General features: G+C 74.9%; 15 protein-coding genes. 5 read left to right on the top strand and 10 right to left on the bottom strand.

What is annotated here, in order from left to right; all coding sequences use genetic code 11:
• Positions 1-233 precede the first annotated feature (233 nt).
• Positions 234-851 carry a TetR/AcrR family transcriptional regulator C-terminal ligand-binding domain-containing protein gene (locus tag ACI2LW_RS06035; protein ID WP_404729912.1) on the top strand — a complete coding sequence of 206 codons (618 nt, stop codon included), beginning with the start codon at positions 234-236 and terminating at the stop codon, positions 849-851.
• 144 nt (positions 852-995) lie between these two features.
• Here the strand turns inward: ACI2LW_RS06035 and ACI2LW_RS06030 are convergent, their stop codons facing one another.
• The gene (locus tag ACI2LW_RS06030) at positions 996-2,108 is read right to left on the bottom strand and encodes a DUF2510 domain-containing protein (protein WP_404729911.1); all 1,113 of its coding nucleotides are present in this window, start codon (positions 2,106-2,108) and stop codon (positions 996-998) included.
• A gap of 522 nt (positions 2,109-2,630) precedes the next feature.
• On the opposite strand from ACI2LW_RS06030, the gene ACI2LW_RS06025 reads away from it, so the two are divergent.
• On the top strand, positions 2,631-5,309 hold the full coding sequence (locus tag ACI2LW_RS06025) for an ATP-binding protein (RefSeq protein WP_404729910.1): 2,679 nt from the start codon (positions 2,631-2,633) through the stop codon (positions 5,307-5,309).
• A gap of 329 nt (positions 5,310-5,638) precedes the next feature.
• On the opposite strand, the gene pcaD is transcribed toward ACI2LW_RS06025, so the two are convergent.
• The 7 genes from pcaD to ACI2LW_RS05990 are packed head-to-tail and all read right to left on the bottom strand — an operon-like array spanning position 5,639 to position 12,166.
• Positions 5,639-6,811 (bottom strand): 3-oxoadipate enol-lactonase, encoded by a 1,173-nt coding sequence (gene pcaD / locus ACI2LW_RS06020; protein WP_404729909.1) that lies wholly within the window; start codon positions 6,809-6,811, stop codon positions 5,639-5,641.
• A complete protein-coding gene (pcaB, locus tag ACI2LW_RS06015) occupies positions 6,808-8,139 on the bottom strand; it encodes a 3-carboxy-cis,cis-muconate cycloisomerase (RefSeq protein WP_404729908.1) in 1,332 nt (443 codons plus the stop codon). The genes pcaD and pcaB overlap by 4 nt, the downstream gene beginning before the upstream one ends.
• On the bottom strand, positions 8,136-8,741 hold the full coding sequence (gene pcaG, locus ACI2LW_RS06010; RefSeq protein WP_404729907.1) for a protocatechuate 3,4-dioxygenase subunit alpha: 606 nt from the start codon (positions 8,739-8,741) through the stop codon (positions 8,136-8,138). Before pcaG ends, pcaB begins: the two co-directional genes overlap by 4 nt.
• A gap of 6 nt (positions 8,742-8,747) precedes the next feature.
• Positions 8,748-9,521, bottom strand: coding sequence for a protocatechuate 3,4-dioxygenase subunit beta (pcaH, locus tag ACI2LW_RS06005; RefSeq protein WP_404729906.1), 774 nt, complete (start codon positions 9,519-9,521; stop codon positions 8,748-8,750).
• 19 nt (positions 9,522-9,540) lie between these two features.
• Positions 9,541-10,743 carry a thiolase family protein gene (locus ACI2LW_RS06000; protein ID WP_404729905.1) on the bottom strand — a complete coding sequence of 401 codons (1,203 nt, stop codon included), beginning with the start codon at positions 10,741-10,743 and terminating at the stop codon, positions 9,541-9,543.
• Positions 10,740-11,384: a CoA transferase subunit B gene (locus ACI2LW_RS05995; protein WP_404729904.1), complete on the bottom strand. Its 645-nt coding sequence runs from the start codon at positions 11,382-11,384 to the stop codon at positions 10,740-10,742. The genes ACI2LW_RS06000 and ACI2LW_RS05995 overlap by 4 nt, the downstream gene beginning before the upstream one ends.
• Positions 11,384-12,166 carry a CoA transferase subunit A gene (locus tag ACI2LW_RS05990; RefSeq protein ID WP_404729975.1) on the bottom strand — a complete coding sequence of 261 codons (783 nt, stop codon included), beginning with the start codon at positions 12,164-12,166 and terminating at the stop codon, positions 11,384-11,386. The genes ACI2LW_RS05995 and ACI2LW_RS05990 overlap by 1 nt, the downstream gene beginning before the upstream one ends.
• A 252-nt stretch (positions 12,167-12,418) precedes the next feature.
• On the opposite strand from ACI2LW_RS05990, the gene ACI2LW_RS05985 reads away from it, so the two are divergent.
• Complete coding sequence (locus tag ACI2LW_RS05985) at positions 12,419-12,883, top strand: MarR family winged helix-turn-helix transcriptional regulator (protein WP_404729903.1); 465 nt, start codon at positions 12,419-12,421, stop codon at positions 12,881-12,883.
• 127 nt (positions 12,884-13,010) lie between these two features.
• On the opposite strand, the gene ACI2LW_RS05980 is transcribed toward ACI2LW_RS05985, so the two are convergent.
• Positions 13,011-13,967 carry a DUF3048 domain-containing protein gene (locus ACI2LW_RS05980; protein WP_404729974.1) on the bottom strand — a complete coding sequence of 319 codons (957 nt, stop codon included), beginning with the start codon at positions 13,965-13,967 and terminating at the stop codon, positions 13,011-13,013.
• A gap of 341 nt (positions 13,968-14,308) precedes the next feature.
• Between ACI2LW_RS05980 and ACI2LW_RS05975 the strand changes: the two genes are divergently transcribed.
• On the top strand, positions 14,309-15,499 hold the full coding sequence (locus ACI2LW_RS05975) for a zinc-dependent alcohol dehydrogenase (protein WP_404729902.1): 1,191 nt from the start codon (positions 14,309-14,311) through the stop codon (positions 15,497-15,499).
• 85 nt (positions 15,500-15,584) lie between these two features.
• On the opposite strand, the gene ACI2LW_RS05970 is transcribed toward ACI2LW_RS05975, so the two are convergent.
• Positions 15,585-16,655, bottom strand: a complete 1,071-nt coding sequence (locus tag ACI2LW_RS05970; RefSeq protein ID WP_404729901.1) for an ATP-dependent DNA ligase — start codon at positions 16,653-16,655, stop codon at positions 15,585-15,587.
• A gap of 75 nt (positions 16,656-16,730) precedes the next feature.
• On the opposite strand from ACI2LW_RS05970, the gene ligD reads away from it, so the two are divergent.
• Positions 16,731-17,756, top strand: coding sequence for a non-homologous end-joining DNA ligase (ligD, locus tag ACI2LW_RS05965; RefSeq protein ID WP_404729900.1), 1,026 nt, complete (start codon positions 16,731-16,733; stop codon positions 17,754-17,756).
• The last annotated feature ends 36 nt before the right edge of the window (positions 17,757-17,792 follow it).

Here is a 17,792-nt window from a genome sequence, read left to right as displayed (position 1 = left end):
CCTTGCTGGTGGTGTGCGTGTGCGTGTGCCTGCGGGGCGGGTGCGGCAAAGGCCACCGTCCGCTCCGGTACTCGGTCATCGATACGCGAGCGTACCGATACGGCAGTGTACCGATACGCGAGTGTACCGATACGGTCGGGTACCGGTACACTGGCGTCCCGACAACGTGCGCCACACTGGACAGCGGGCGCCGAAGGCCCTGGACGCACCGGACACGAGCGAGGAGAAGAGCGATGACGCCGCAGGCCGCGGACGGACCCGAGACGGTCGTCGGCTCGCGCCGTTCCAAGCTGACGCCCGAGCGCGAGAAGGAGTTCTTCGACGCCGTGCTCGAGCAGATCCGCAGCTGCGGGTACGACGCGGTGACCATGGAGGGTGTCGCCGCCAGCACGCGCTGCAGCAAGTCCACGCTCTACCGCCAGTGGAAGACCAAGCCGCAGTTCGTGGTGGCCGCGCTGCGCGCCAACCGCCGCTCCCGCTTCGCCGGCATCGACACCGGCTCGCTCGCCGAGGACCTCCGGCAGGCCGCGCGGGCGGCGGGGGAGTGGTCGGCCAAGGACACCGGGCTCCTCCAGGCGCTCGGGCACGCGGTCACCCAGGACCCCGAACTGCGGCGGGCGCTGCGCGAGACGCTGGTGGAGCCGGAGATCGCGGCGCTGCGGGAGATCCTGCGGCGCGGCGTCGAGCGCGGCGAGGTGGCCGCGGACAACCCGGCGCTGGACTACGTGCCGGCGCAGGTCTTCGGCGTGCTGCGGATCCGGCCCCTGCTGGAGGGGGAGCACGCCGGCCCGGACTATCTGGTCCGGTTCGTGGAGGCCGCCGTGCTGCCGGCGCTCGGCCTCACCCCTTGACCCAGGCCGCCGTCCACGGGATGACTGGACGGTGACCTGCCGGCGCCGCACCGTGGGGACGGGGGCGGCGCACCCGGCCGGCCGGGCGGGGCTCCTCTTGAGCGGAGGGGCGCCCCGCCCGGCCGGCGACGTTCCGCGGGCCGGTCAGACGCTCCGGCCGTCGCCGCCGCCCGAGGACACCTTGATCCCCCGGGTGATGTCGTCGATCACGGACTGCTTCTGGTCCGCGTCCACCCCGAAACGCACGACCACCATCCGCCGGGCGTCGGCGGGCGAGGGGAAGGCCAGCGACTCGACGTAGCCGTCGGCGCCCTTGGCGGTCACGGCCCTCCAGCGGACCAGATAGCCCTTCTGCCCGGCCACGGTCACCGCCTTCGAGGCCAGCACCCGGTGCGAGGTGATCCCGCCGTAGGTCCGGCCGCCGTACGACTGCTCGGCGTTGGCCGCGATGTCCGACTTGGCGATCTCCTCGGCCGTCCCGCCGCGGATACCGAAGGCCAGGGCGGGCGCCGAGTAGGCACCACCCTTGGTGCACTCCTTCGACGTGTCCCCGGGGCACTTGTAGGAGTCGTCGGAGGTGATCTCGGCGCCCACGCCCAGCTCCCGGCCGTACCAGCCGGCGGGAATGGGCAGGCTGATGCCGCCGGCCCGGTCGGTCACCGAGCCGCTCCTGATCTTCGGCGCCTCGGACTGGCCGGGGGCCGGCGAGTCGCCGCCGGAGCCGCCGGAGCCGCCCGAGCCGCCGGACCCGCCCCGCCCGCCCTCGTCGCCCGGACCGCCGAAGGGGCCGCCCCGGCCGCCGTCGCCGTCCTGACCGCGCGGGCCCCGCTGCGAGGCGGCCCGCTCGCCGCCCCCGCCGCCGTCCTCGGTGAGCGCGTACACCCCCACCCCGATGCTCGCCAGCACCGCGGCGGCCACCGCCACCGCGACACCCGTCCGCAGCCCCCGGCGCCGCGCGGCCACCGGGGCCGCGGGATGAACCGGATGGCCGGGATGGCCGGGATGACCGGGACAGCCGGAAGGGCTGGGATACCCGGGAGGGCCGGGCTGCGCGCCCGCGGGCACCGCGCCCGGGGGCACCGCGCCCGGGAGCACCGCTCCGGCGGGCGGTTGCGCCGGGGGACCCCACACGGTGCCCGGCCCGGCGAGCCGGGTCCGGTCCGTCCAGGCCCCACCGTCCCACCAGCGCTCAGTGGCGGGGCCGTCACTTGTCTGCCCGGGATCGGGATACCACCCGGGAGGAGTCACCTGCGTCATGCCCTTACCGTATGAGGCGTCGGTGAAAACCGGATGAGAGGCCTCACCCCGGCTCCGCCCGGCACCACCACCGCGGCAGCACCCGCCCCGAACCGCCGCCGCACCCCGGCAGTTCGCCTGTCGCACCACGGGCACCTCGGACCACGTCCGCCCCGCACGGCAGGCGCCCCGCGCCACGGCCGCACCCCGATGCGCCGGCCCTCCGGCTCCACCGGCACCCCCGGCGCCCCGACCCCTCCGCACCGATGCCGCCCCCGAGGTCGCCCCATGCCCGCGCCGCGCGTCGCCCGCGTCGCCCGCGTGCACGACCCGAGGCTCGCGACCCACCTGACGTGACGTCAATTACGTTGTGTTGACGGGAAACCGGGCCCGCCCGCGCAGGTCGAGAGCGGCGGCGCGGCGTCCGCGGAACGCGGGCGTCACCCGTCACGGCAACAGGTGCCCCGACCGTGCTCCACTTCCGCGGCGCGGAGGCTACGCTCGAGTTCGTACGTCGTTCGGGCGACTTGGGGAGGTAGCGGGATGACGGAGGTACCGCCCGGTGCGGCCGCCTCGGCCTCCCTGTGGGAGCGCGACGAGGAAGTCGCCGCCGTCGAGGCGGCTCTCGAAACCCTGTGCGCCGACCGCTCCTCCTCGGGCGGACTGCTGGTCTTCCAGGGCGAGGCGGGACTCGGCAAGACCGCCCTGCTGGCCGAGACCCGCCGGCTCGCGCAGGAACGCGGCTGCACCGTGTGGACGGCGCGCGGCGGCGAGACCCTGCGCTCCGTCCCCTTCAACGTGCTGCGGCAGCTGCTGCAGCCCGCGCTGATGTCACTGATGCCCGAGGAGGCCCGCGAGTACCTCGGCGACTGGTACGACATCGCCGGCCCCGCCCTCGGCATCGCGGAGCCCGGCGAACGGCAGGCGGACCCGCAGGGCGTGTGCGACGGACTCGTCGCCGCCGTGCGCCGGCTCGCCAAGCGCGAGTGGCCGCTGGTGCTGCTGATCGACGACGCCCACTGGGCCGACGCGGAGACGCTGCGCTGGCTCACCGCCTTCACCGAGCGGCTGGACGACCTGTCCGTGCTGCTCGTGGTGGCCCGCAGACCCGGCGAGGCGCCCGGCGAGGGCGGCCGGCGGCTGGACGCGGTCGCCGCCGCGGCCGGCGTGAGCGACCTGAGCGCCCTCACCCCGCAGGCCACCGCCGGGCTCACCCGCGCCACTCTCGGCCCGCACGCCGACGCGCCGTTCTGCCGCGAGGTGTGGGCGGTCACCGGCGGCAACCCCTACGAGACCGTCGAACTCCTCGCCAAGGTGCAGGACAGCGAACTCGAACCGGTGGAGTCCCAGGCCGGCGAACTGCGCGCCCTGAACCGCTCGGCCCGCGGCGGCGGCCTCGTCGCGCGCCTGGAGGAACTCGGCATAGACGCCACGCGGTTCGCCTGGGCCGCCGCCATCCTCGGCACCGACATCTCCGTGGACCTCGTCGCCCGGCTGGCCACCATGGGCCGCGAGGACGCGGTGCGCTGCGCCGAACTGCTGCGCGGGGCCCGCATCCTCACCGAGCCCGACCCGGCGACCGGCCGGGGCGGCGACGGCGACCTGGAGTTCGTGCACCCGCTGATCGCCACCGCGGTCTACAACTCGATCCCGGACGCCCTGCGCACCGCCATGCACGGCATCGCCGCCCAGGTCGTCACCGACTCCGGGCTCGGCGCCGCGGCGGCCTCCCGGCACCTGCTCCAGGTGCACCCGGACGACGACGAGGAACTCGTCGAGCAGTTGCGCAAGGCGGCCCGCGAGCACCTCGCCGTCGGCGCCCCCGACGCGGCCCGCCGCTGCCTGGAGCGCGCCCTGCTGGAACCGCCCCTGCCCGAGGTGCACGCCCATGTGCTGTACGAGCTGGGCTGCGCCACCCTGCTGACCGCGCCCGCCACCACCATCGAGCACCTCCAGCGGGCGCTGGGCATGCCGGGCCTGGACGACGCCACCCGCGTGGACGCGGTCTGGCGGCTGTCCCAGGCGCTGCTGCACAACAACCAGCTGGAGGAGGCGGTGCGCACCGTCGAGGCCGAGGCGGCCCGCCACGCGCCCGGAACCGTCCGGCTCCGGCTGCAGGCCGTGCAGTTCATGTGGGAGGGGCTGCACGCCGGCGAGACGGGCTCCGCGGACCGCTCCGAGCGGCTCGCCGAACTCGCGGCCGGCTGCAGCGGACGCGACAACGCCGAACGCGCCCTGCTGATCCTGCGCGGCTTCGACGCCATGACCCGCGGCGAGAGCGCGGAGGAGGTCGCCGAACTGTGCGACCGCGCCCTCGTCAACGGGCGCCTGGCCCCCGGCTTCGGCTGGACCGACACCGAGTGGGGCATCGAACTGCCGCTGATGCTGGCCGGCGCCTACGCCTACAGCGACCGCCTCGACCGCGCCGAGGCCCTCTACACCGAGGCGCTGCGCGCCTACGAGGTGGCCGGCTGGAGCGGCGGCCATCTCGCCCTCGCCCACGCCTACGTGGGGCTGGGCCACCGCAGACGCGGCCGGCTCAGGGACGCGGAGGCGTCGTTGCGCGAGTCGCTGCGGCTGGCCGAACGGGTGGGCCGCGGACTGCCGTTGTACTGGACGGCGTCCTGCAACCTGGTCGACACGCTGCTCGCCCGCGGCCATGTCGAGGAGGCCTGGGAGGTCGCCGAGCAGTACGGGTTCGCCCCGCCCTACCCGTCCACCATCGTGATCCCCGACCCGCGCTCGGTGCGCGGCAGGCTGCTGATCGCCGTGGGCCGCACCAAGGACGGCGTCAACGAACTGGAGTCCGCCGAGAAGGCCGCCGCCGCGCGCGGCCACCACAACCCGGTGATGGTCCCCTGGGCGGCCGACCTCGCCCGTGCCCTCGCCGCCGAGGACCCGGCCCGGGCCGGCCGGCTGGCCGCCGACGTGCGCCGCCAGGCCGAGCGGTTCGGCACCGACACGGCGATAGGAGAGGCCCTGCGCTGCGCCGCCGCCCTGGAGACCGGCCAGCGCGCGGTCCGCCTGGCCGCCCAGGCCGTCACCTACCTCGAGGCCTCCCCCTGCCAGTACGAGCACGCCGCGGCCCGCGTCGAGTACGGCATCGCCTCCCGCTCGGTGGCGGAACTCAACCGGGGCCTGGCCCTGGCCCGTTCCTGCGGCGCCGACGGCCTCGCCGCCCAGGCCAGGCAGGTACTGGAGTCCGGCCGCGGCCTGCGCTAGCCCGCACGGCCGGTCGGCACGGCCCACGGCGTGCCCGGGGCGCGGATCGCGGGCCACACCCCCCGTGCCCGGGGCGCGGGCCGCCGCCGTCCGGCACCGGGTGGTGATCCGTAGCCGTCCGGCCGTCCGGCACCGTGCGGCCGGTGACCGTGCGGCCGTGCGCGGGCGTGGGCGCGGGTGACCGTGGCCCCGCACGTCGGGGGCGGGTGGCCGTGGGGTCGCACGTGGGGCGGGTGGCCGTATGGCCGTACGTCGTCGCGGGTGGCCGTGCGGGCGTACGTCGTCGCGCGGCCCGCGGGCCCACAGCACCAGCCCCCGGCCCGCCGCGGTCACCCCTCGGCGGCCTCCCCGGCGGCCTCCCCGGCGGCCTCCCCGGCGGCCTCCCCGGCCGGTTCCTCCGCCAGTACCCGCTGGGCCACCGTGAACGCCGAGTTGGCCGCCGGGACCCCGCAGTACACGGCGGTCTGCAGCAGTACCGCGCCGATCTCCTGCTCGGTCAGCCCGTTGCGGCGGGCGGCGCGCACATGCATGGCCAGCTCGTCGTAGTGGCCGTGGGCGACCAGCGCCGTGAGGGTGACCATGCTGCGCTCGCGGCGGCTGAGCGTCGGGTCGGTCCAGATCTCGCCCCAGGCGTAGCGGGAGATGAAGTCCTGGAACGGGGCCGTGAACGGGGTCTGCCGGGACTGCGCCCGGTCGACGTGCGCGTCACCGAGCACCTCGCGCCGCACCGCCATGCCCCGCCCGGGCGGCCCGTCCAGATGGGTGCGCAGCGCCGCCAGCACGGGGCCGGGGCACTGCGCGGGCGCCAGGTGCGAGGCGCCCGGGATCTCCACCAGCGCCGAGCCCGGCACCGCGTCCGCGATCTGCCGCAGATGCGCCGGAGGGGTGGCCGGGTCCTCCCGGCCAGCGACGAGCAGCGTCGGCGCCGCGATGTCCGCCAGCCGGTCGGTGAGGTCGAAGGCGGCCAGCGCGTCGCAGCACGCGGCGTACGCGGCCGGGTCGGCCTCCCGGTGGTCGCGGATCAGCCGCTCCACGGTGAAGTCGCCGGCGAACCAGCGGGCGCCCGCGCCGTCCGCCAGCGGGCCCAGGCCCTCCCGCCGGACCCGTTCGGCCCGCTCCCGCCAGGGCCGCGCCCCGTTGAAGTGGGCCGAGGAGCAGATCACGGCCAGGGACGACACGCGCTCGGGGTGGTGCACCGCCAGATGCAGGCCCACCGCACCGCCCAGCGACACCCCCGCCCAGGCGAACCGCTCGATGCCGAGGAAGTCCGCCAGCCGCAGCACCAGCCGGGCCAGGTCTCCGACGGTCGCGCCCGCGCCGATGAGGTCCGCCGCCGAGCCGCCGTGCCCGGGCAGGTCCCAGCGGACCACGCGGTGGGAGACCGCCAGCTCGGGCGCGACCGCGTCCCACAGCGCGTACGAGGTGCCGAGCGAGGGGCCCAGCAGCAGCGGCGGAGCACAGCCGGGGCCTTCGACGCGGTGGTTGAGCAGCTTGCTTGTCAACGTCGCTCCAGAGCACGGTCGGTGAGGGCCACGGCGGAGCCGGTGGCCCGGGCGGGGTCGGTGAGTTCGTCCAGGGCGACGTCCTTCAGCTCCGGCCGCTCGGCGAGCAGTTCGCCCAGGCCGCGGCCCTCCGCGTAGGCGCGGCGGGCGAGTTCGGTGAGCAGCTCCCTGGCCCGGGCGCGGCCGAGCACCGGCGCCAGCCGGGCCGACAGCCGCTCGGAGACGATCAGCCCGTGGGTCAGGCCGAGATGCGCGCGCATGGCGTCCGCGTCCACCCGCAGGCCCTCGGTCAGCTCGGCGGCGTCCCGCGCGGCTCCGCCGGCCAGGCGCAGCAGTTCGCGCAGCGGCTCCCACTCGGCGTGCCAGGCGCCCGCCGGGCGTTCGTCCTCCGCCGCCATCGACGCGTAGAGCGTGGCCGCCAGGTGCGGGGCGCGGCGGGCGGCCGCCGCGATCAGGGTGGAGCGCACGGGGTTGGCCTTGTGCGGCATGGCCGACGAGCCGCCGCCGCTGCCCTCGGCCACCTCGGCGGTCTCGGTGCGGGCCAGGACGAGCACGTCCGCGGCGAGCCTGCCGAGCGCCCCGGCGGTGAAGGCGAGCGCGCCGGCCAGGTCGGCCACCGGGGTGCGCAGCACGTGCCAGGGCAGCAGCGGCTCGCACAGGCCCAGTTCACGGGCGTACGCCCCGGGCAGCTCGGTCGGGTCGCCGGCGCCGTACGCGGCGAACGCGGCCAGGGTCCCCGCCGCGCCGCCGAGCTGGGCGGGCAGCGTGTCCCGTACGCGGGTGAGGCGGTCCCGGGCGTCCAGGACCAGCGAGCGCCACCCGGCGGCCTTGAGGCCGAACGTGGTGGGCACGGCGTGCTGGGTCAGGGTCCGGCCCGGCATCACCGTCTCCCGGTGCGCGGCGGCCAGCCCGGCCAGCGCGGTCCCGGCACGGGCCAGGTCGGCCAGGACCAGGCCGAGGGTGCGCGAGGCCACCAGCATCGCGGCCGTGTCCATGATGTCCTGGCTGGTCGCGCCGCGGTGCACGTAGGGGCCGTACTCCTCGCCGACGGCCTCGGCCAGGTCCGCCACCAGGGGGATGACCGGGTTGCCGCCGCCGCGGGCGCGCTCGGCGAGGTCCCGCACGTCGAACCGGCCCTCGTCGGCCGCCCGGCGCACCGCGTCCGCCGCCGCCCGCGGGGCCAGGCCGAGCGCGGCCTGGGCGCCGGTGAGGGCGGCCTCCGCGTCGAGCAGCGCCCGCAGGAAGGCGGTGTCGCTGGTCGCGGCCTCGGCGGGCGAGCCCGCCCAGCCGGGGCCGAGCAGACCGGTGTCGGCGCAGGGAGGTGTCACCGGAACTCCAGGAAGACCGTCTCGCCCTCGCCCTGAAGGCGGATGTCGAAACGGTACGTCGCCCGGCCCTCGTCCGCGGCGATCAGCGTGGCGCGCCGCTCGGGCTCCAGCCGGGCGAGCAGCGGGTCGGCGGCCCGCGCGGCCTCGTCGCCGGGCAGGTAGATACGGGTGAACAGGTGCACGAGCAGCCCGCGCGCGAAGACGCAGACACTCAGGTACGGGGCTCCGGCGCCGCGTGCGCCGGGCCGCAGGGTCCGCACGTACCAGTGGCCGTCGGTGTCGGTCTGGACGCGGCCGAAGCCGGTGAACTCCACGCCGTTGCGGCCGAGGAAGCCCCCGGAGGCAGGATCCCGCCGCATGGAGCCGTCGACGGCGGGCAGCCGGCCGTCCGGGTCCGGGCCCCACACCTCCAGCAGCGCGTCCGGCAGCGGCCGCCCCTCGCCGTCGTACACGTACCCGTGCACGGTGATGGTGTCCGGATGCCCGACGGGGGCGATCTCCTCGCCGCCGCGGAAGGGGAGCGCATGGCCGTAGAAGGGGCCCACGGTGTGCGCCGGCGTGGGCGGGACGCCCTCGGCACCGCTGGTGTCGATCTTCGTCATGGCAGGTCAGCGTCCTTCTTCGAGCCAGGTGGCGTGCGGGCCGTCCAGCACGATGTCCCAGTGGTAGCCGAGGGAGAACTCCGGCACCGACAGGCCGTGGTCGTAGGTCGCCACCAGGCGCTGCCGGGCGGCGTGGTCGGTCACGGACTGCAGGATCGGGTCGTAGGGGAACAGTGGGTCGTTCGGGAAGTACATCTGGGTCACGAGCCGCTGGGTGAAGGCCGTGCCGAAGACGGAGAAGTGGATGTGGGCCGGGCGCCAGGCGCCCAGGTGGTTGCGCCAGGGGTAGGGGCCCGGCTGGACGGTGGTGAAGTGGTAGCGGCCCTCGGCGTCGGTCAGGGTGCGCCCGACGCCGGTGAAGTTGGGGTCCAGCGGGGCGTCGTGCTGCTCGCGCTGGTGGGCGTAGCGGCCGGCCGAGTTGGCCTGCCAGATCTCGATGAGCTGGCCGCGCACCGGGCGTCCGGACCGGTCGAGCAGCCGCCCCGAGACGGTGATCCGTTCACCGAGCGGCTCCCCGGTGTGCTGCCGGGTGAGGTCGTTGTCGACGCCGGTGACGTCCCGTTCGCCGAAGGCGGGCGAGGACAGCTCGACCAGCTCCGGGTCCTTGGTGACGTCGATGGCGACCAGCGGCTGCTTGGGGTGGCGCAGCACCGAGGAGCGGTACGGCGCGTAGTCGCGCCGCGGGTGGTGCTCGACGGGGCCGCCCTCGGCGCGCCGCTTCTCGTAGGCGGCGTGCTCGGCCGCGATCTCCTGGTCGATGTCGTGCTGGGTGAGGGTCATGGGGTCACCTGACGCTTTCTTAGCGTTCGAGGACGAGGGCGAGGCCCTGGCCGACGCCGATGCAGAGGGCGGCGACGCCCGTGCCGGCGCCCTTGCGGGCGAGCTGGTGGGCGACGGTGCCGGCGAGGCGGGCGCCGGAGGCGCCGAGCGGATGACCGAGGGCGATGGCGCCGCCCTGCGGGTTGAGGATCGCGGGGTCGAACTCGGGCCACTCGGCCAGGCACCCCAGCACCTGGGCGGCGAAGGCCTCGTTGAGTTCCAGGACGTCCAGGCCGGCGAAGGTCCTCCCGGCCTTGGCCAGGGCCCGGTGGACGGCCTCGACGGGGGCGAGGCCGAAGTAGTGCGGGTCGGTGGCGCTGACGCCGGTGGTGCCGATCCGGGCGAGCGGTTCGCGGCCGGTGGCCTTCAGACCCTCCTCGTCGGTGAGCAGGAGGGCGGCGGCGCCGTCGTTCAGCGGGGAGGCGTTGCCCGCGGTGACGGTGCCGTTCTCCGCCCGGAAGGACGGTTTCAGCCCGGCCAGCGCGGTGGCGGAGGTGTCCGGGCGTACGGACTCGTCGGCGCCGACGACCTGCGGCCCGCCCCTGCGCCGCGGCACGGTCACCGGGACCAGCTCGGCGTCGAACAGGCCGTCCGCCTGGGCCCGGGCCGCCTTCCGGTGGGAGGCGAGGGCGAACTCGTCCTGCCGCTCGCGGCCGATGCCGTGCTTGTCGGCGATCAGCTCGGCGGACTCGCCCAGTGGGACGGTCCACTGCGGCTCCATCCTCGGGTTGACCATGCGCCAGCCCAGGGTGGTGGAGTACAGCTCGGCGTGGCCGGCCGGGAACGGCTTGTCGCTCTTGGGCAGCACGTACGGCGCACGGGTCATGGACTCCACCCCGCCCGCGATCGCGACCGAGGCGTCCCCGGCGGCGATGGCGCGGGCCGCCTGGACGACGGCCTCCAGTCCGGAGGCGCACAGCCGGTTGACGGTGACGCCGGGCACCGAGGTGGGCAGCCCGGCCAGCAGTACGGCCATCCGGGCGACGTTGCGGTTCTCCTCGCCGGCGCCGTTGGCGTTGCCCAGGTAGACGTCGTCGACGCGGGCCGGGTCCAGGGCGGGGGTGCGGGCGAGGAGTTCGCGCAGCACATGGGCGGCGAGGTCGTCCGGGCGCACCGGGGCCAGGGCGCCGTTGTAGCGGCCGATGGGGGTGCGGACCGCGTCCACCACGTAGACGGTTCTCACAGCAGGCCCTCCGGGACGGTCAGTTCGGCGTCGGTCCGCTCCACGATCTCCGCCACGCTCACCCCGGGCGCGGTCTCGACCAGGACCAGCCCGTCGCCGGTGACGTCGAGGACGCCCAGGTCGGTGATGATCCGGTCCACGCACGCCTTGCCGGTCAGCGGCAGCGCGCACTCGGTGCGGATCTTCGGGGAGCCGTCCTTGGCGGTGTGGGTCATCACCACGACGACCGTGCGGGCGCCGTGCACCAGGTCCATCGCCCCGCCGATCCCGGTGATCATCTTGCCCGGGACGGCCCAGTTGGCGAGGTCGCCGCGCGCGGAGACCTGCATCGCGCCGAGCACGGCGACGTCGATGTGCCCGCCGCGGATCATCGAGAACGACAGCGCCGAGTCGAAGAACGAGGCCCCGGGCAGCACCGTGACCGTCTCCTTGCCCGCGTTGATCAGGTCGGGGTCGACGGCGTCCTCGGCCGGGTAGGGGCCGGTGCCCAGGATGCCGTTCTCCGACTCCAGCACCACCTCCACGCCCTCGGGCAGGTGGTTGGGGATCAGCGTGGGCAGCCCGATGCCGAGATTGACGTACTGCCCGTCCCGCAGCTCACGGGCCGCGCGGGCGGCCATCTCCTCACGCGTCCAGGCCATCAGCCGCTCACCGTCCCTCGTGGGCCGGGCCCGGAGACCGTGCGCCGTTCGATCTTCTTGTCGGCCGCCTGCTCCGCGGTGAGGGCGACGACGCGCTGCACGAAGATGCCGGGCAGGTGCACCGCGTCCGGGTCGATCGCGCCGGGTTCGACCAGCTCCTCCACCTCGGCGACGGTGATCCGGCCCGCCATCGCCGCCAGCGGGTTGAAGTTGCGGGAGGACTTGTTGAACACCAGGTTCCCGTGCCGGTCCCCGCGCGCCGCGCGGACCAGCGCGAAGTCGGTGCGGATGCCGCGCTCCAGCACGTACTCCGTCCCGTCGAACTCCCGCACCTCCTTGGGCGGCGAGGCCAGCGCGACCCCGCCCGCGCCGTCGTAGCGCCAGGGCAGCCCGCCGTCGGCGACCTGGGTGCCCACCCCGGCGGGGGTGTAGAAGGCGGGGATGCCGGCCCCGCCGGCCCGCAGCCGCTCGGCGAGCGTGCCCTGCGGGATCAGCTCCACCTCGAGCTCCCCGGCCAGGTACTGCCGGGCGAACTCCTTGTTCGCGCCGATGTAGGAGCCGGTCACCCGGGCGATCCGGCCGGCCGCCAGCAGCACCGCGAGACCGGACTCCATCGCGCCGCAGTTGTTGGAGACCACCGACAGACCGCTCACCCCGCGCTCGTACAGCGCCTGGATCAGCACGTTCGGCACACCGCTGAGCCCGAAACCACCCACCGCCAGCGACGCGCCGTCCGGCACATCGGCCACCGCCTCCGCCGCGGTGGCGACCACCTTGTCCATCGGCACAAGCCTCATTCCTGCCGAGCGTCCCGGTCTCCAGAGGGCCCGAGATAGTCAGCACACTGATTGTTTCCGCGAGGTCGCCCTCACGCTGCCACTGATGGGCGAACGGCGTCAAGACCCATTGTGAACAGGGAAGAAGACCCTTGGTCGACCGGCCGGGGGAGGGGTGAGGGCTGTATCGTTCAGTGCACCTACGATTTCGATACGCTTACGAGGCGTCGGGCGACGGAACTCATGCGAGGAGCGCACATGGCCGCCGTGGACCTCACCACCCACCCCGGGCACCTGGCCCGGCGGCTGCAGCAGGCGCACTACCTGCTGTGGAACACGATGGTCTCCGAGGAGATCACCTCGCCCCAGTTCGCGGTGCTGAACGCGCTGGTCGCCGAGGCGGGACTGGACCAGCGCACGGTGGGGGAGCGCGTGGGCCTGGACCGGTCCACCATCGCCGAGGTCGTCGGCCGGCTCCTCCGGCGCGGTCTGCTGGACAAGGTCCGCGACCCGCAGGACGGCCGCCGCTTCCTGCTGCGGCCCACCGAGGAGGGCGAGCGCACCCACCGCAGGCTGAGCGTGCGCACCGCCCGGATGAACCAGGTCTTCCTCGGGCCGCTCAGCCCGCGCGAGCGGGACCTCTTCATCGACCTGGTACGGCGCGTGGCGGACGCGGCCGAAGGCCTGCGCAACCCGGCGGAACACCTCGCCCCGCGGCCATGAACACCCGGGAGCCGAGGTCGCCGGCCCGCCGCCGGTGAACCCGCCGCGCGGCGGTCGTGGGCGCGCGGGCGCGTCGAGGCCGAGGGCCGGCCGCCGGTGGCCGGTCGCCCGTGGCGCTCGTGAGTTGTCACCCGTCGCCGGTGAGGACCACCCAGACCTGGCCGCGGGCCAGGTCGACCCGGCTGCCGTCGGCGGCCGTCAGCTCGGTGCCGTCCGCCGCCCGCGGACGTTTCCAGGTGGCCTCGTGGACCCGTCCGTCGCGCAGCACCTCCGCCTTCCCCGAGCCCACCGTCTCCGTGTACGGGGTGTGGCTGCCGAGCGAGTCGTGCAGGCCCGACGGGCGTACCCGCACATGCTGCACCACCACGGTCGACGCCGTCACCGGCGTGCCGTCCGCGGTGAGGGCGGGCGTGCCGTCCATGGCCACCCGCCAGCCGTGCCGCGCCGCCGACCAGGTGAAGGTGAACCGCGCCGACGGATAGCGCACCGTGCGCGCGGTCTCGGCGCGGCCGCCGGACGGGGCGGGGCCGTAGTGGAACCCGGTGGTCAGCGCCGCCGCGCCCGGCGGTGAGGCGAGCAGCCGGGCCGGACGCAGATAGAGGTTGTGCGGGGCCGGCCTGCCGGTGCCCCGGAAGTAGGCGTCCGGCCGGTCGTCCGGGGACTCGGCCGCGACCGGCGCCGCGTGGATCAGCGGCAGCAACCGGGACTGCGCCCCGGAGAAGGCCAGCACGGGGCGGTCGAACTGGCGCAGCAGTTCCAGGTCCGACTCGCGGGCGCTGCGCACCGGGCCGACGACCGGCGGCAGTTCGGTGGCGTAGAGGGCCATGAGCCGGGTCAGACCGCCCTCCACCTGCTCGGTGTAGACGACGTCGGCGGCATCCAGACCGGTCTGCGGCCGGGCCTGCCGCACATTGTCGATCTTCACGGCGAGCACCGGTCCGGTGCGCCCCGGGCTCGCCGGCGAGGCCGGCGACCGGCCCTGGGAGGCGCCCCGGCCGTCCTCGGGCCCGCCGCCTCCGCCCGTGCAGCCGGTCATCGCGGGCGAGAGGGCCGCCAGCGCGGCCAGCAGCGCCCCCACCGTCATGGCGCGCCGTACGCGCGCCCTCCGTGCCCGGCTTCTTCGTCCCTCGCCCACCGTTTCCCCCGTCTCGTCGTCCGTCTCGTCATCGTTGTCTGTTGATTGTGTGTTTGTCGCTTCATCGATGGCCATACCCGATCGGTTCCGACCGGGCGCGTTCGGGTGGGCCGATCGGCCCCGTACGCCGTCGTGCGTGCGGGACCGCCGGCCGGGCGGCGTGGGCGGGGCGGCCGGGCGGCGTGGGCGGCGGCCCGGCCGGCGGTCCCGGCGGCGCGATTCGCCCGTACGGCGCCCGGGTACCCGGGCGCCGCACAGCGACCGAAGGCGACGGAGGGAGCGCGCCGGTTATGAAGGCAGTCACCTGGCAGGGCAAGCGCGACGTTCGGGTGGAGGACGTCCCCGATCCGAAGATCCAGGAGCCGACGGACGCCGTCATCCGGATCACCTCGACCGGTCTGTGCGGCTCCGACCTGCACCTGTACGAGGTGCTCACCCCGTTCATGACACCGGGCGACATCCTCGGCCACGAGCCCATGGGCATCGTCGAGGAAGTGGGCTCCGAGGTGCCGAACCTCAAGCCCGGGGACCGCGTCGTCGTACCGTTCCAGATCTCCTGCGGGCACTGCTTCATGTGCTCCACGGGCCTGCAGACACAGTGCGAGACCACCCAGGTCACCAGCGAGGGCATGGGCGCCGCCCTGTTCGGCTACACCCGCCTGTACGGCGCCGTCCCCGGCGCCCAGGCCGAGTACCTGCGCGTGCCGCAGGCGCACTACGGTCCGATCAAGGTGCCCGAGGGCCCGGCCGACGACCGCTTCCTGTACCTCTCCGACGTGGTGCCCACCGCCTGGCAGGCGGTCGCCTACGCCGACGTGCCGCGCGGCGGCACCGTCGCCGTGCTGGGTCTCGGCCCGATCGGCGACATGGCGTGCCGGATCGCGCTGGCCCGCGGGGCCGAGCGGGTGTTCGGTGTGGACCTGGTCCCGGAGCGGCTGGACCGGGCGCGCGGGCGCGGCGTGCGGACCTACGACCTGCGCGACTTCCACCACGAGAAGGACCTGGTCACCGCGATCCAGGACGAGACGGACGGCCGCGGTCCCGACGCGGTGATCGACGCCGTCGGCACCGAGGCGCACGGCAGCCACGTGGCCCGGCTGGTCCAGCAGGCCGCGGCGGTGATGCCGCGGGCGATCGGCGCGCCGCTCGCGGAGCGCCTCAGCGTGGACCGGCTCGCCGCACTGCACCTGGCCATCGAACTGGTGCGCCGCGGCGGCACGGTGTCGCTCAGCGGCGTCTACGGCGGCATGGCGGACCCGATGCCGATGCTGACCCTGTTCGACAAGCAGATCCAGCTGCGCATGGGCCAGGCCAACGTCCGCCGCTGGATCGACGACATCCTGCCCTACATGACGGACGAGGACCCGCTGGGCGTGGACGACTTCGCCACCCACCGGGTGCCGCTGTCGGACGCGCCGCACGCCTACGAGATGTTCCAGCGCAAGCAGGACGGCGCCATCAAGGTGATCATGAAGCCGTGAGCCCGGCCGCCCGCGCCCGCCGTACGGCCGCGAGCGCCCGCGGGCCGGATCGGGAGCACGGGTCGGATCAAGAGGGTGGCCCGGATCAGGACGGCGGGCCGAGGATCTCCGCCAGGTCGTAGCGGACCGGCTCCTCCAGCTGGGCGTAGGTGCAGCTCTCAGGGGTGCGGTCCGGACGCCAGCGGCGGAAGCGCGCCGTGTGCCGGAACCGCGCCCCGTTCTCCATGTGGTCGTACGCCACCTCGGCCACCCGCTCCGGCCGCAGCGGCACCCACGACAGGTCCTTCTTGCCGGACCAGCGGCTGGGCGCCCCGGGCAGCCGGGCCGACTCGTGGGCGGCCTCCTCGGTCCAGGCCGCCCACGGGTGCCCGGCCACGTCGTCCATCCGCAGCGGCTCCAGCTCCTCGATCAGCTCCGCGCGCCGCTTCATCGGGAAGGCGGCGGACACCCCGACGTGCTGGAGCCGGCCCTCCTCGTCGAACAGGCCGAGCAGCAGCGAGCCGACGACGGGCCCGCTCTTGTGGTGGCGGTAGCCGGCCACCACCACGTCCGCCGTCCGCTCGTGCTTCACCTTGAACATGGCCCGCTCGTCCTGCAGATAGCGCAGCCCGAGCGGCTTGGCGACCACCCCGTCCAGGCCCGCGCCCTCGTACCGCTCGAACCACTGCCGCGCCACGTCGATGTCGGTCGTCGCCGGCGCCACGTACACCGGCGGCGTCGCGTCCCCCAGCGCCCGCACCAGCAGCTCCCGCCGGTCCGCCAGCGGCACGTCCAGCAGCGACCGGTCGTCCAGCGCCAGCAGGTCGAACGCCACGAAGGAGGCCGGGGTGGTCCGGGCCAGCATGCGCACCCGGGAGTCGGCCGGGTGGATCCGCTCGCTGAGCGCGTCGAAGTCCAGCCGCCCCTCCCGGGCGATCACGATCTCCCCGTCCAGTACGCAGCGGACGGGCACCCGCTCCTTCAGCGCCTCGACCAGCTCGGGGAAGTACCGGGTGAGCGGCTTGCCGGTGCGGCTGCCCAGCTCCACCTCGTCCCCGTCGCGGAAGACGATCGCGCGGAACCCGTCCCACTTCGCCTCGTACTGCATGTCCGGCGGGATCCGCGCCACCGACTTGGCGAGCATCGGCTTCACGGGCGGCATCACGGGCAGCTCCATGGCACCGATTCTGCGCGTACCCGTCCGTGTTCGCCCGGTGTGCGAGGTGTGCGCGGCACGCCTACCGTGGCTCGCATGGGCGATGCGGTGGAACTGGAGGTGGCCGGGCGGACCGTACGGCTGTCCAGCCCGGACAAGGTGTTCTTCCCCGAGCGCGGCTTCACCAAGCTGGACGTCGCCCGGTACTACCAGGCGGTCGCCCCCGGCATCCTGCGCGCCCTGTGCGAGCGGCCCACCACGCTCGAGCGCTACCCGGACGGCATCACGGGCGAGTGGTTCTACCAGAAGCGGGCGCCCAAGGGCATGCCCGACTGGATCCCCACCGCCCACATCACCTTCCCCAGCGGGCGCAGCGCCGACGAGATGTGCCCCACCGAGGAGGCCGCCGTCGTGTGGGCCGCCCAGTACGGCACGCTCACCTTCCACCCCTGGCCGGTGCGGCGGAGCGACGTCGACCACCCCGACGAACTGCGCATCGACCTCGACCCCCAGCCCGGCACCGACTACGCCGACGCGGTCCGTGCCGCCCACGAACTGCGCGCCGTCCTGGAGGAGTTCGGCGGTCTGCGCGGCTGGCCCAAGACCTCCGGCGGGCGCGGCCTGCACGTCTTCGTGCCCATCGAGCCGCGCTGGACGTTCACCCAGGTGCGGCGCGCCGCGGTCGCGGTGGGCCGGGAGCTGGAGCGCCGGATGCCGGAGCAGGTGACCATCAAGTGGTGGAAGGAGGAGCGCGGGTCGCGCATCTTCGTGGACTACAACCAGACCGCCCGCGACCGCACCATCGCCTCCGCCTACTCCGTACGGCCCCGCCCGCACGCGCCCGTCTCGGCGCCGCTGCGCTGGGAGGAGGTCGGCGTCGCCCAGCCCGAGGACTTCGACCTGGCGACCATGCCGGCCCGGTTCGCCGAGGTGGGCGACGTGCACGCCGGCATGGACGAGCACGCCTACTCGCTCGAGGCGCTGCTGGCCCTGGCCGCCCGGGACGAGCGGGACCACGGCCTGGGCGACTTGCCCTATCCGCCCGAGTACCCGAAGATGCCCGGGGAGCCGAAGCGGGTGCAGCCGAGCAGGGCCCGCAAGGAGCCGCCCACGGCGTCCTGACCGGATCCCCTCACACCGGCGAGAGCGTTCTCACGG

The sequence above is a fragment of the Streptomyces sp. NPDC004065 genome (genome assembly GCF_044903565.1).
Lineage (GTDB): Bacteria > Actinomycetota > Actinomycetes > Streptomycetales > Streptomycetaceae > Streptomyces.
This window is presented reverse-complemented; position numbering and strand designations above follow the sequence as displayed.

Bases quoted from the DNA above. Each gene is read 5' to 3' on its own strand.
- ligD (WP_404729900.1), top strand. From the start codon at position 16,731: ATGGGCGATGCGGTGGAACTGGAGGTGGCCGGGCGGACCGTACGGCTG.
- ACI2LW_RS05990 (WP_404729975.1), bottom strand. From the start codon at position 12,166: ATGGACAAGGTGGTCGCCACCGCGGCGGAGGCGGTGGCCGATGTGCCG.
- ACI2LW_RS05985 (WP_404729903.1), top strand. From the start codon at position 12,419: ATGGCCGCCGTGGACCTCACCACCCACCCCGGGCACCTGGCCCGGCGG.
- ACI2LW_RS06030 (WP_404729911.1), bottom strand. From the start codon at position 2,108: ATGACGCAGGTGACTCCTCCCGGGTGGTATCCCGATCCCGGGCAGACA.
- pcaG (WP_404729907.1), bottom strand. From the start codon at position 8,741: ATGACGAAGATCGACACCAGCGGTGCCGAGGGCGTCCCGCCCACGCCG.
- ACI2LW_RS06035 (WP_404729912.1), top strand. From the start codon at position 234: ATGACGCCGCAGGCCGCGGACGGACCCGAGACGGTCGTCGGCTCGCGC.
- ACI2LW_RS05980 (WP_404729974.1), bottom strand. From the start codon at position 13,967: ATGACGGTGGGGGCGCTGCTGGCCGCGCTGGCGGCCCTCTCGCCCGCG.
- pcaH (WP_404729906.1), bottom strand. From the start codon at position 9,521: ATGACCCTCACCCAGCACGACATCGACCAGGAGATCGCGGCCGAGCAC.
- ACI2LW_RS05970 (WP_404729901.1), bottom strand. From the start codon at position 16,655: ATGGAGCTGCCCGTGATGCCGCCCGTGAAGCCGATGCTCGCCAAGTCG.
- ACI2LW_RS06025 (WP_404729910.1), top strand. From the start codon at position 2,631: ATGACGGAGGTACCGCCCGGTGCGGCCGCCTCGGCCTCCCTGTGGGAG.
- ACI2LW_RS05975 (WP_404729902.1), top strand. From the start codon at position 14,309: ATGAAGGCAGTCACCTGGCAGGGCAAGCGCGACGTTCGGGTGGAGGAC.
- ACI2LW_RS05995 (WP_404729904.1), bottom strand. From the start codon at position 11,384: ATGGCCTGGACGCGTGAGGAGATGGCCGCCCGCGCGGCCCGTGAGCTG.